Consider the following 12766-nt stretch of genomic DNA (forward strand, 5'->3'; position numbering starts at 1 on the left):
CCCTGCGGCATTCGGGGGACGTCGTGCCCGTACGGATGAGGGGGCGGACCGGAAACCGGCCCGCCCCCTCAAGGGTGATGTCGCGGAGGTTACTTGACGGCGCCCGCCATGACGCCGGAGACGAACTGCCGCTGGAACGCGAAGAACACGGCCAGCGGGATCACCATGGAGATGAAGGCTCCCGGTGCCAGCACGTCGATGTTGTTGCCGAACTGCCGTACCTGGGTCTGGAGGGCGACCGTGATCGGCTGGCTCCCGGCGTCCGAGAAGATCAGCGCGACCAGCATGTCGTTCCACACCCACAGGAACTGGAAGATGCCCAGGCTCGCGATCGCGGGCCCGCCGAGCGGCATCACCACCCGTGCGAACAGCCGCAGTTCGCCCGCGCCGTCCAGGCGGGCCGCCTCCAGCAGCTCCCTCGGGATCTCCGCGAAGAAGTTCCGCAGCAGGAACACCGCGAAGGGCAGTCCGAAGCCGACGTGGAAGAGGATCACGCCGAGCATCGACCCGAACAGGCCGATCTTGCCGAAGAGTTCGGCGATCGGGATCAGGGCGACCTGCACGGGCACGACGAGCAGCCCGACCACGGCCAGGAACCACCAGTCGCGGCCCGGGAAGTCCATCCACGCGAAGGCGTATCCGGCCAGGGCCCCGATGACCACGACCAGGACCGTCGCGGGGACGGTGATCAGCGCGGTGTTGAGGAGGGACGAGGTGATGTCGCCGTTCTTCAGCAGCTCCTCGTAGCTCTGGAAGGTCAGCTGGGACGGCTCGGTGAAGACCTTCCACCAGCCGCTCGCCGCCATGTCCTCCGGCGTGCGCAGCGAGGACAGCAGCAGCCCGATGGTCGGGACCAGCCAGAACAGGCCCACCACGATCAGGAACACCCGGACGACACCGCCGCTGACGGCCTCGGCGAGCCGGGACCCGAGCGACTGCTTCGCCTTGACGGTCTTCCCGGGCACCGGAGCGGTGGTTCCGGATCCGGTTCCGGCCCCGGATCCGGTTCCGGCCCCGGGGCCGGTGAGGGAACCCGCGTCCGCGGTCATCGCCGCACCTCCCGCCGAAGTCGCCGTACGTTGAACCACATCACCGGGATGACCAGGAGCAGCAGGAACACCGCGATGGCGCTGGCGACGCCCGGCTGGTCCGAGGCGAAGCCCTTGCGGTACAGCTCCAGGGCGAGCACGTTGGCGTCGTCCTGGGAGGAGCCCGGGGCGATGATGAAGACCAGGTCGAAGACCTTCAGCACGTTGATCATCAGGGTGACGACGACGACCGCGAGGACGGGCGCCAGGAGCGGCACCGTGACCCGTCGGAAGACCTGCCACTCGTTGGCGCCGTCCACCCGGGCGGCCTCCAGGAGTTCCCGGGGCACGCCGGCCAGGCCCGCCGCGATCAGCACCATCGCGAAGCCCGCCCACATCCACACGTACGACCCGATGATCGCCGGGGTGACCAGGGAGGGGCCGAGCCAGTTCAGGCCGTTGTACGGCTCCTTGAAGTTGTCGGCGGGCAGTCTGAGCAGCGCCCCGTCGGCCGCCGCGGGCAGCGTGAAGGTGCCGTCCCCGGCCGCCGTGGTGGACGCGACGACCTCGCCGTCCTTGACCGCCTCGATCTTCATCCCGGCGTAGCCCAGCTCGGCCGCGTCGACGCCGGCCGGCTTGCCGACGCCCTTGCCGCGGGTGAAGTCCTGCCAGGTGGTGCCGGTGACCTTGCCGTCCTCGGGTTCGGCGGGTACGGCGTTCTTCGCGTCGTCGGGCATCAGGTCGGGGGCCACGCCCACCAGGGGCAGGACGACCGGGGTGCCCGCGCCGACCGGCTGCTTCGTGATGAACGCGCCGCCGCCGGCGGGCTTCAGCGGCGAGTCGCGGCCCGGGTGCGCCTTCGGGAACGCGGACGACTCGGCGAACGTGTCGTGCACCCCGACCCACACCGCGTTGGCGACGCCCTTGTCCGGGTCCTGGTCGTAGACCAGGCGGAAGATGATGCCGGCCGCGAGCATCGAGATCGCCATCGGCATGAAGACGACCAGCTTGAACGCCGTGCCCCAGCGGATGCGTTCGGTCAGCACCGCGAAGATCAGGCCGAGCGCGGTGGCGACCGTCGGCGCGAACACCACCCAGATGATGTTGTTCTTCAGGGCGGTGCGGATGCCGTCGTCGGTGAACAGCGCCTCGTAGTTGTCGAACCCGGCGAAGGAGTCGCCGGACTGGTCGTAGAAGCTGCGGATCAGCGAGTACCCGATCGGGTAGACCACGAGCGCGCCGAGCAGCACCAGGGCGGGCAGCAGGAACAGCGCCGCCACGGACCTGCGGGTGCCGGTCACGCTCTTGCGCGACTTGGGGGCGGCGGGGACCGGTGGACCCTGAGGGCCCTCAGGCCCTCGAGGTGCCGGGGTGGCCCCCGCCGCCGTGGCCGACGTCATCGCGTCAGCCTCCGTAGGCGGCGGCCGCGTCCGCCTCCAGCTTCGCCTGGGCGCCCGCGACGTCCTTCGGGTTCTTCAGGAAGTCCTGCAGTGTCTTCCACTCGCCCTTGCCCGGGGTGCCGCCGAAGGCCTGCGGGGCCTGGTCCGACATGTCGAAGCGGAAGTCGTCACCGGCCGCGACCAGGGCCTCGGCGATCTTCTTCTGCACCGCGTTCGGGTACACCGAGGAGTCGATGCTCTTGTTGGGCGAGAGGAACCCGCCGAGCTTCGCCTGGATCCCCGCCGCGTCCGGCGAGGCCAGCCAGGTGGCCAGCGCCTGCGCCGCCTTGGAGTCCTTCAGGATCACGGCCGCGTCGCCGCCGGACACCACCGGCGCGGTGTCGCCGACGGCCGGGAACGGGAACACCTTCGCGTCCGTGCCGATCTCCGCCTTGGTCTCACCGATGTTGACCTGGGCGAAGTCGCCCTCGTAGACCATGCCCGCCTTGGGCTGGTCGCCGCCGGTGAAGGTCTGCGTGACCGAGGCCGGGAACTCCGTCTGGAGCGCGCCGGACGCGCCGCCCGCGACGAAGTCCTTCTTGCCCCAGATCTGGGCGAGGGTGGTCAGGGCCTCCTTCACGGACGGGTCCGTCCACTTGATCTCGTGCTGGGCGAGCTGGTCGTACTTCTCCGGGCCCGCCTGCGAGAGGTAGACGTTCTCGAACCAGTCGGTGAGGGTCCAGCCGTCCGCGCCGCCGACGGAGAACGGCGTGACACCCGAGTCGTAGATCGTCTGGGCGGTGTCGAGCAGCTCGTCCCAGGTCTTGGGCTCGGCGGCGCCCGCGTTCTCGAAGACCTGCGCGTTGTACCAGATCAGCGACTTGTTGGCGGCCTTGTAGTACACGCCGTACTGCTTGCCGCCGACCTTGCCGATGTCCTGCCAGCCCTGCGAGTAGTTCTCGCCGAGCTCCTTGGTGGCCTCGGCGCCCAGCGGCTTGGCCCAGCCCTTGTCGACCGCCTGCTTGATGGCGCCGGGCTGCGGGAGCATCGCCACGTCCGGCGGGGCGCCGCCCGCGATCTTCGAGCCGAGGAAGTTGATGATCGGGTCCTGGGCGGGCACGAAGGTCACCTTGGCGCCGGTGCGCTTCTCGAACTCGGCGAGGACCTTCTTGAAGTTCTCCTGCTCGGTTCCGGTCCAGACGGCGGCGACCTCCAGGCTCTCGCCGTCCAGCTTCGGAAGGGTGACGGAGGAGGCCGGCTGCTTGGTGCCGCCGCCCTGGTCGCCCTTGTCGCCGCCGCTGTCGTCGTCATCGCCGCCGCACGCGGTGAGCGAGAGCGCGAGCGCTCCCGCGGCGAGGGCGGCGGCGGTCCTGGTGGCCCTCTTGACGGTTCTGCGTGTCCGGATGGTGCTGCTCGTGCGCATCACTGCCCCGTTCTTCGTTCCTCGTCGAACGCTCGGCGCTGTCCCGTGCGCTCTGGTGTACGCCAGGGGGGTGAGGGCGGCAAGGGCGCGTCCGCGGTCAACAGGAGGATCGTGACCGCGTCGTGACCGTGATCGGAAACCCGGCGCGGGTCCGGGCGTCCCGGGGGCTGGCGCCCCCGGCCCGGCTTCGGCCTGGACGCCCTCGTCCTCGATCGCCGGGCGGGAATCGCCGGGCGGGAATCGCCGGACGGAGTGAGTCGCACTCCCGGCGGCGTTACAGGAGTGACGGGACCTCGGCCGCCGAGACCTCCCGGGCCGCCCGTTCCAGCGCGCTGGCCAGGAGGGCCAAGTCGGTCGGCCCGTTGCCCAGTTCGCGTACGGGGCGGCGGGTGGGCGGGTCGCCCATGCGGTGCCACTCCAGGGGGACCACCGTGGGACGCAGGGTCGCCGTACGCGGGATCCGGCCCGTGACCCGGCCGCCCTGGAAGGCCACGGCGCGGCCGTCCGGGCGGGTCAACCGGCCACGTCCGGGCGTCGGTTCGTCCGGGCCCGGCACGGGCGCGTCCAGGGTGACGCGGAGGGTCGAGCGCAGCGCGGGCTCCGTGCGGTCCGTACGACCGCCGGGAGCGGTGGCGGCCACCAGGTGGACACCGAGCCGCTCGCCCTCCCGCGCGACGGCCTCCAGCGCCCGCATCACCGAACCCGCCGCGGGCCGCCCGGGGGAGCCGAGCGGGGGCGTGACGAGGGCGTCGAGGTCGTCGACGACCACGACGAGGCGGGGAAGCGGCGGGACGGGACCCGTTCGGCGCCTGGCGGCGGCCGGCCGCAGTCGCAGGGTGGAGCTGGGCGGGGACTCGACGTCCCCGGAGTCGGAGATCGGCGCGGGTCCCGCCGGCGTCGGTGTGCGCTGGGCGACCAGTCGGCCCGACACCTCGCGCCCCGTGTGCCACTCGGCGAAGTCCGACCGTCCGAGCAGCTCGGCGCGCCGCTTCAGCTCGGCGCTCAGGGACTGCGCGAACTCCCGCATCCGCACGGGGTCGTTGGCGGTGAGATGAGTGGTGACGTGCGGTACGTCCGTGCACACGCGCAGGCCCTCGCCGTGGGCGCCGCCGGAACTCACGGTGTCGCGGCCGTCCATGAGGACGATGCCCAGCCGGTCGGGGCGTTCGGCCGAGGCGAGCGAGGCGACGAGCGCCCGCAGCAGCTCGGTGCGGCCGCTGCCGGGCGGTCCCTCGATCAGCAGGTGCGGTCCCTCGGCGGCCAGGTCGGCCATGACGGGACCGCGCGGACCGGCGCCCAGCACCGTGTGCGCGCGTCCCCCGAGGGACTCCGTGTCGTCGGCCGCGGCGGCCCAGCGGGCCATCAGGGAGGCGGGGGTGGCGCGGGCCAGGCCCAGTTCGTCCAGGAGCCGGGCCGTCCGGGGGAGCGGTGCGGACACGCGGGCGTGGTGCTCGCCGCCGCCCGCGGCGGTGTCCGTGCGCAGCGGGGCCAGGGCGCGTGCGAAGCGCTCGGCCCAGGGCAGGGAGACGGCGTCCAGCGTGCCGAGGGTGCCATGACCGACCGGGCCGGCGGGAGCGGCCTGGGTGCCGGTGTCCGAGCCGGTGCCCGCGCTCGTGCCGGTGCGTGCGACGCGCAGCAGCCGCAGGGTCGTCGCCACGTCGCCGCTGAGCAGTGCCACGGCACCGCACTCCCGGAACACCGGCGACACCGCGCAGGCCGCCTCGTACGTCCGCGTCACCGGGGACGTGGGAGAGGCGGCGGCCGTCTCGGCGAGGCACACGACGTGGATGCCGGCCCGCGGTCCCTCCAGGGCCAGCCGCGCCACCGCCTCGCGCACGTCGGCACCGCCGGGGTCCCCGTCCACGACGACCACGGTGTACGGCCCGGTGAAGCCGCCGGCCGGGCCGGTCCCCTCGTCGGGACGTGCCCAGGAGGGCTGCTGGCGGACGGCTCCCGTGCCCGGGTCCGTGGTCGCGGCCGCGTCCTGGGGGCGTGCTCCGGGCCGGGCCTCGTCCGTGAGGTGGTCGTCCAGGCGGCGGAGAAGTTCGTGGGCGCGGGCCGTGGCCTGTTCGCGGTCGTGGGCGAGCAGAAGGCGGCAGTCCTGGCCGTGTCCCGGGCGCACCTGCGGCAGCCAGCCGAGCCAGGACCACTCGGCGTTCCGCTCGGCGAGCGGACGGGAGCGGTCCGCGCTGATCAGAACGATCTCCAGGGTGTCGGCGGAGTGCAGCGCGGCGAGCTGGGCCAGCACCGAACGGGCCAGCCCGGTGAGCCGCTCCCGCGGGCCCGCGAGGCCGAGCGCGCCCACCTCGCGCAGGTCGGCGGTCACCGGCACCGCGGGGAGCGGGGCGTCACCGCCCGGCGCCAGCCGGTCGGCCGTACCGAGCCGCACGGTGAGCGCCTCCGGGTGCCCCGGGCCGCGCTCCCACAGCCGCGGCCCCGGTCCCAGCGCCGTCAGCAGCAGCGAGGCGGGGTCCGGCCAGGTCTCCGGGGCGTGCGAGGTACCGGACGGGATCGCCGGTGCCGGTCCGGCCGCCGCATCGTCGTACGCGTGGGCGCCGGACGGGCCGGCCTCGGGAGCGCCTCCGCGCCCGCCGGTCAGCCGCCGTGCCCACGCACCTATCCCACCGCGCCTGCGCACCTCCTGCGGCATGTCGGTACCCCGCACGGGGGTCCCCTTGCGTCCGGTGCGGGCGTCCGCGGCGGTGCCGCCGCCACGGCCGGTACCGGTCTCCCGGCCGGTGCGATCGTCCGGGCCGGTGCCGTCTCCCCGGCCGCGCGCACCGGCGGAACGGCGGGCCGCCTCACCGGACGCGCCCGTGCGGGAACCAGGCGCGCCGGCGGGGCCGCCGCCGGGCCCGGCCACGCCGGCGGCGCCGTACGCGCTCCCGCCGGGGCCGCCCGGTCCGTACGCGTCCGGGGTGGAAGGTCCGGTGCCGTACCCGCCCTCGCCGGACGTGCCGGTGCGGGGCGCGTCCCCGGTGGGTGCGTCGGCTCCGTAGCCGCCCGGTGCGGAGGCGCCCGGGCCGTACCCGTCCTCGCCGGGCGTGCCCGGTGCGGGAGCGCGGTACCCGCCCGCGCGGGGCCCGCCCGTCGCGTACGACCCCGTGCCCCGCGTGCCGCCGTGCGTCTCGCCCGCGGCGGGAGACTGCCGGGGCAGGCCCGCCGTGGGGCCGGTGCCGTGGCTCTCGATGCGGGGCGCGCCGCCCTGGCCGGGGACCTGCGGCGGCTCGGCGGGCGCCCCGCCCGTGCCGTACGCCGAAGTGCCGTACGCGTGGTGCGTCCGCCCCGCGGACGCGGTGGTGGCGTCGGGTCCCGTGCCCCGGGCGCCGTGGGCCGTGGCGTCCGGCGCGGCGCCGGCCGGGTGTGGGGAACCGCTCGGCCTGCCGGCCGCCCCGCGCGCCGGGGCACTCGTCGCACCGGCCACCCGCGCGGACCCGGACGGGCCGGTGGCGCGGGAGCGGTTGCCGGCGTCCCCGTGCGCTTCCGCCCCGTCGGCCACGCGCGCGTGGGCCGCCGCGTCCCCGTCCCCGTCGCCCGGCGCGGGCGCCTGGGGCCCGGACAGCCGTACGTGTCCCTCCCCGTCCGGCGTCGTCGCCACCCGCACCTGCGCCGCCGGCGGCACCGGTACGAGCCGCAGGACCGACTCGCCGATCCGCAGCAGCGCACCCGGCGCGAAGCGGACCGGACGGTCGCCCACGCGGGTGCCGTCCAGGGTGGTGCCGTTGGTGGAGCCGAGGTCGGCGACCGAGACGCGGGCGTCGGGACCGACGGTCACGGCGCAGTGCATGCGGGAGACGTCCGGGTCGTCGAGCGCGACGTCGGCGTCGGCGGAGCGGCCGAGCCGGATCTGGCCGCCGTGCAGGAGGTGGACGCCGCCCGCGTCGGGACCCGCGACCACGTGGAGCTGGGCGGGGACGTCCGCCGGCTCGGCGTGCGGGTCGGGCTCGCCCGGGGCGCCGAGGCAGAGCACGGCACCGTCGATCAGCGGGGGCTCGCCCAGGGTGCTGCGCTGGGCGTCGAGGCGCTGCGCACCGGCGTACAGCACCACCTGGCCGGAGCCCGCGCCCTCGCCGGGGAGCGTGGCGGCCAGCGCGGAGGCGACCGCGGCCAGGGCCGTGCCGGCCGGCGCGGTGACGAGTACGTCACAACGCGCGGCGCGGCCCCCCACCGAAGCAGCCGAAGCGGCCGAGGCAGCCGGAGCATGCGGGCCCAGCGGGTCTACGACGGTCAGCCGGATCTGCATCGCCGTGAGCGGTCCCTTCGCGCGGGCGCCCGCACGCCGGGACGGAAGCCGCCACCACGGTCCCCCACCGCGGACTTCCCCCACCGTCACACGAGCACGTCGGCCAGTACTGCACGCATCCTCGCACCTGCCACTGACAACGCGCCCGCCGCCCGCCGTCAAATGATCTTGATTGGTCGGCTCTGACCCCAAAAATGCCTGACAGGTAGCCCGCGGATGATCGAATGCCGTCCGCTTGAGATCGGTCACGTACGGGCAGCGGCAACCAAGGGACCGGGTCGCGCGTCTTTCCTTCGAACGTGGTCCGGGGGCGGCACTACAGTTGGGTCCGACTGGGACCGACCGATTCTGCGACAGTGGGTCCGAACAGCCAGCAAGCAACTAGGAGCGCATGACGTGCGGCCGGTAGGCAGCAAGTACCTCCTCGAGGAGCCCCTCGGCCGCGGCGCCACGGGCACCGTTTGGCGCGCCCGCCAGCGCGAGACCGCGGGCGCCGAGGCGGCCGTGGCCGGGCAGCCCGGCGAGACCGTCGCGATCAAGGTCCTCAAGGAGGAGCTCGCGAGCGACGCCGACATCGTGATGCGCTTCCTGCGCGAACGTTCCGTCCTGCTCCGGCTCACCCACCCCAACATCGTCCGGGTCCGCGACCTGGTCGTCGAGGGCGAGCTGCTGGCCCTCGTCATGGACCTCGTCGACGGCCCCGACCTCCACCGCTACCTGCGCGAAAACGGGCCGCTCACCCCGGTTGCCGCGGCCCTGCTCACCGCGCAGATCGCCGACGCCCTCGCCGCCAGCCACGCCGACGGCGTCGTCCACCGCGACCTGAAGCCGGCCAACGTCCTGCTGAGGCAGACCGGCGGCGAGATGCACCCGATGCTCACCGACTTCGGCATCGCCCGCCTCGCCGACTCGCCCGGCCTCACCCGCACCCACGAGTTCGTCGGCACGCCCGCGTACGTCGCGCCGGAGTCCGCCGAGGGCCGCCCGCAGACCTCCGCCGTCGACGTGTACGGCGCCGGCATCCTGCTGTACGAGCTGGTCACCGGCCGTCCCCCGTTCGGCGGTGGCTCCGCCCTCGAAGTGCTGCACCAGCACCTGAGCGCCGAACCGCGCCGCCCCTCCACCGTCCCCGACCCACTGTGGACGGTCATCGAGCGCTGCCTGCGCAAGAACCCGGACGAACGTCCCAGCGCCGAGAACCTCGCGCGCGGCCTGCGCGTCGTCGCCGAGGGCATCGGCGTGCACGCGAACAGCGCGCAGATCGGCGCCGCCGAGAACGTCGGCGCGCTCCTCGTCCCCGACCCGGCACCCGCGCAGGTCCCCGGCGCCCCCGACGCCGCCTACGACCCGAACGGCGCGACCAGCGTCCTGCCGCACACCCCGGGCCCGGCGGGCGCCGCCGACCCGACCGCCGTACTCCCGAACACCGGGGCGGCCGACCCCACCGCCGTGATGCCGCCGGTGCCGCCGGGACAGCCGGGCCAGTCGGGCGCGCCGGGGCAGGGCGGGCCCGAGGACCCGCACCCCTGGCAGAACCAGCTGCGCGCCGCCCGCGACCGCAACGAGCAGACGCAGGTCCAGTACCTCGACCCGAACCAGGACCCGCTGCGCCGCCGCCCCCAGCGACAGGTCTCCCGCCCGCCGCAGCAGCCCCGCCAGGGCCCGCCGCCCCAGCAGCCCGGCTACGGCTACCCGCAGCAGCAACCGCCGCAGCGCTACGCCACCCCGCAGCCCCAGCCCCAGCAGCCGCAACGGCCCCAGCCGCAGCGGTACGCCCCGCCGCCCACGCCCGAGCCGCAGCAGCCGCGGCGCGAGCCCAGGGCGCCGCGGCAGCGCAGCGCCAACCCCATGCGCATCCCGGGCCTCGGCTGCCTCAAGGGGTGCCTGTTCACGATCGTCATCCTGTTCGTGGCCGGATGGCTGATCTGGGAGCTGAGCCCGTTGCAGGACTGGATCGGCACGGGCAAGGGCTACTGGGCACAGCTCAGCGACTGGTTCACCACCGTGACCGACTGGGTCGGGGACCTGGGCGGCTCGAGCGACGGAAGCTCCACCGGCGGCTGAGCCGGTCGGGTCTGCAGAGCCGGTCGAGTCGGCCGAGTCTGGAGACTTGTCGACATCCGGAGGGTGATTTCCGCCTCCGCGGTGAAGGTCGGCTCCTCGGACGCGTACTTTTAGGCGCAACACGCGTCGGTAGGAGCAGTCTTGGCACGGAAGATCGGCAGCCGGTACACCGCCCATCAGATCCTCGGGCGGGGCAGCGCCGGCACGGTGTGGCTGGGCGAGGGCCCCGACGGGCCCGTCGCGATCAAGCTGCTGCGCGAGGACCTGGCGTCCGACCAGGAACTCGTCTCACGCTTCGTACAGGAGCGCACCGCCCTGCTCGGCCTGGAGCACCCGCACGTCGTCTCCGTGCGCGACCTGGTGGTCGACGGCAACGACCTCGCGCTGGTCATGGACCTGGTCCGCGGCACGGACCTGCGCACCCGTCTCGACCGGGAGCGGCGCCTGGCGCCCGAGGCCGCGGTGGCCGTCGCCGCCGACGTCGCCGACGGACTGGCCGCCGCGCACGCCGCCGGGGTCGTGCACCGCGACGTCAAGCCCGAGAACGTGCTGCTCGACATGCAGGGTCCGCTCGGCCCCGGCGGCTCGCACCCGGCGCTGCTGACGGACTTCGGCGTGGCCAAGCTCATCGACACCCCGCGCCGCACCCGGGCCACGAAGATCATCGGCACGCCCGACTACCTGGCCCCGGAGATCGTCGAAGGCCTGCCCCCGCGCGCGGCGGTCGACATCTACGCGCTGGCCACGGTGCTCTACGAGCTGCTCGCCGGCTTCACGCCGTTCGGCGGCGGCCACCCCGGCGCGGTGCTGCGCCGCCACGTGACCGAGACCGTCGTCCCGCTCCCCGGCATCCCCGACGAGCTGTGGCAGCTCCTCGTCCAGTGCCTCGCCAAGGCCCCGGCCTCCCGGCTGCGCGCCTCCGAGCTGAGCGCCCGGCTGCGCGAGCTGCTGCCGATGCTCGCCGGAATGGCCCCGCTGGACGTGGACGAGCCCGACGCCGAGCAGCCGGAGGACGACCCCGACGAGTCCGCGGAGTCCCCGGCCGCCCCCGGGTCCGCCGCGGAGCCCGTACGGCGCCGGGGAGCGGTGCCCCTGGTGCCGGGCGCCAAGCCGGCCGACTCCAACCGCGACACCCACACGTCGATGCGCGTCCCCGCCCCGGACGAGCTGGCCGGCGGCGCCCGCGGCACCGCCCGCGCCCCGCGCGCGTCGGGCGCCCCGCGCCCCGGCTCGGCCCGCAACCGCGCCACCGCGCGGCGCCGCAGGATCGCGGTGGGCGCGGGCGCCGTCGCCCTGGTGGCGGCGATCGGCGTCGGTACATGGCTGGCCACGGGCGGTGACGAGGACGGCACCGGACCCCAGGACACGCGGAACTCCGCACCGGCCTCTCCCTGAGGTCCGGCCCCCGCCGGCGGTCCACGCCCGCACCCGCCGGGCGTGGACCGCCGGCCGGAGCCGTTACGCTGGATGCGTGGCAGTCGTCGATGTATCCGAAGAGCTGAAGTCCCTCTCCTCGACCATGGAGTCGATCGAGGCCGTCCTGGACCTCGACAGGCTGAGGGCAGACATCGCCGTGCTCGAGGAGCAGGCGGCCGCTCCCTCCCTGTGGGACGACCCGGAGGCGGCGCAGAAGATCACCAGCAAGCTCTCGCACCTCCAGGCCGAGGTGCGCAAGGCCGAGGCCCTGCGCGGCCGGATCGACGATCTCGGCGTGCTCTTCGAGATGGCCGAGGAGGAGGACGACCCGGACACCCGTGCCGAGGCCGAGTCCGAGCTCACGGCCGTCCGCAAGGCGCTGGACGAGATGGAGGTCCGCACCCTGCTCTCGGGCGAGTACGACGCGCGTGAGGCGCTCGTCAACATCCGCGCCGAGGCGGGTGGCGTGGACGCCGCCGACTTCGCCGAGAAGCTCCAGCGCATGTACCTGCGCTGGGCCGAGCAGCACGGCTACAAGACCGAGATCTACGAGACGTCGTACGCGGAAGAGGCCGGCATCAAGTCGACCACCTTCGCCGTGCAGTCGCCGTACGCCTACGGCACCCTCTCAGTCGAGCAGGGCACGCACCGGCTGGTGCGCATCTCGCCCTTCGACAACCAGGGTCGCCGCCAGACCTCCTTCGCGGGCGTCGAGATCCTCCCCGTGGTCGAGCAGACCGACCACATCGAGATCGACGAGTCCGAGCTGCGCGTGGACGTGTACCGGTCCTCCGGCCCCGGCGGCCAGGGCGTCAACACCACCGACTCGGCGGTGCGCCTCACCCACATCCCCACCGGCATCGTCGTCTCCTGCCAGAACGAGCGCTCCCAGATCCAGAACAAGGCCACCGCCATGAACGTCCTCCAGGCCAAGCTCCTGGAGCGGCGCCGCCAGGAGGAGCAGGCCAAGATGGACGCCCTCAAGGGCGACGGGGGCAACTCCTGGGGCAACCAGATGCGTTCGTACGTGCTGCACCCGTACCAGATGGTCAAGGACCTGCGCACGGAGCACGAAGTGGGCAACCCCGAGGCCGTGTTCAACGGCGAGATCGACGGCTTCCTCGAGGCCGGCATTCGCTGGCGCAAGCAGCAGGAGAAGTAACGCGAAGCGGAACCACCGCTTTGTCGACAAGGCAACTGCCGCTCTTCGGAC

General features: G+C 74.1%; 7 protein-coding genes. 3 read left to right on the forward strand and 4 right to left on the reverse strand.

Translation table 11 applies throughout. From position 1 onward, the window contains the following. Nucleotides 1-89 precede the first annotated feature (89 nt). The 4 genes from ABS735_RS02910 to ABS735_RS02925 form a co-directional block, all read right to left on the reverse strand. On the reverse strand, nt 90-1049 hold the full coding sequence (locus ABS735_RS02910; protein WP_373899813.1) for a carbohydrate ABC transporter permease: 960 nt from the start codon (nt 1047-1049) through the stop codon (nt 90-92). Then, the gene (locus tag ABS735_RS02915; protein WP_373899814.1) at nt 1046-2329 is read right to left on the reverse strand and encodes a carbohydrate ABC transporter permease; all 1284 of its coding nucleotides are present in this window, start codon (nt 2327-2329) and stop codon (nt 1046-1048) included. The genes ABS735_RS02910 and ABS735_RS02915 overlap by 4 nt, the downstream gene beginning before the upstream one ends. 103 nt (nt 2330-2432) lie before the next feature. Next, nucleotides 2433-3830: an ABC transporter substrate-binding protein gene (locus ABS735_RS02920; RefSeq protein ID WP_373899815.1), complete on the reverse strand. Its 1398-nt coding sequence runs from the start codon at nt 3828-3830 to the stop codon at nt 2433-2435. A gap of 274 nt (nt 3831-4104) precedes the next feature. Next, nucleotides 4105-8073 (reverse strand): FHA domain-containing protein, encoded by a 3969-nt coding sequence (locus ABS735_RS02925; protein ID WP_373899816.1) that lies wholly within the window; start codon nt 8071-8073, stop codon nt 4105-4107. Nucleotides 8074-8469: 396 nt separating this feature from the next. On the opposite strand from ABS735_RS02925, the gene ABS735_RS02930 reads away from it, so the two are divergent. The 3 genes from ABS735_RS02930 to prfB all read left to right on the forward strand — a co-directional run bounded on the left by ABS735_RS02930 (nt 8470) and on the right by prfB (nt 12715). Further along, nucleotides 8470-10137, forward strand: a complete 1668-nt coding sequence (locus tag ABS735_RS02930) for a serine/threonine-protein kinase (protein WP_373899817.1) — start codon at nt 8470-8472, stop codon at nt 10135-10137. A gap of 141 nt (nt 10138-10278) precedes the next feature. Then, nucleotides 10279-11532: a serine/threonine-protein kinase gene (locus ABS735_RS02935; RefSeq protein ID WP_373899818.1), complete on the forward strand. Its 1254-nt coding sequence runs from the start codon at nt 10279-10281 to the stop codon at nt 11530-11532. A 76-nt stretch (nt 11533-11608) separates the two neighbouring features. Next, nucleotides 11609-12715 (forward strand): peptide chain release factor 2, encoded by a 1107-nt coding sequence (prfB, locus tag ABS735_RS02940; RefSeq protein WP_373899819.1) that lies wholly within the window; start codon nt 11609-11611, stop codon nt 12713-12715. The last annotated feature ends 51 nt before the right edge of the window (nt 12716-12766 follow it).

This window comes from Streptomyces sp. MMCC 100, from assembly GCF_041538145.2.
In the GTDB taxonomy this organism is placed as follows: Bacteria; Actinomycetota; Actinomycetes; order Streptomycetales; family Streptomycetaceae; genus Streptomyces.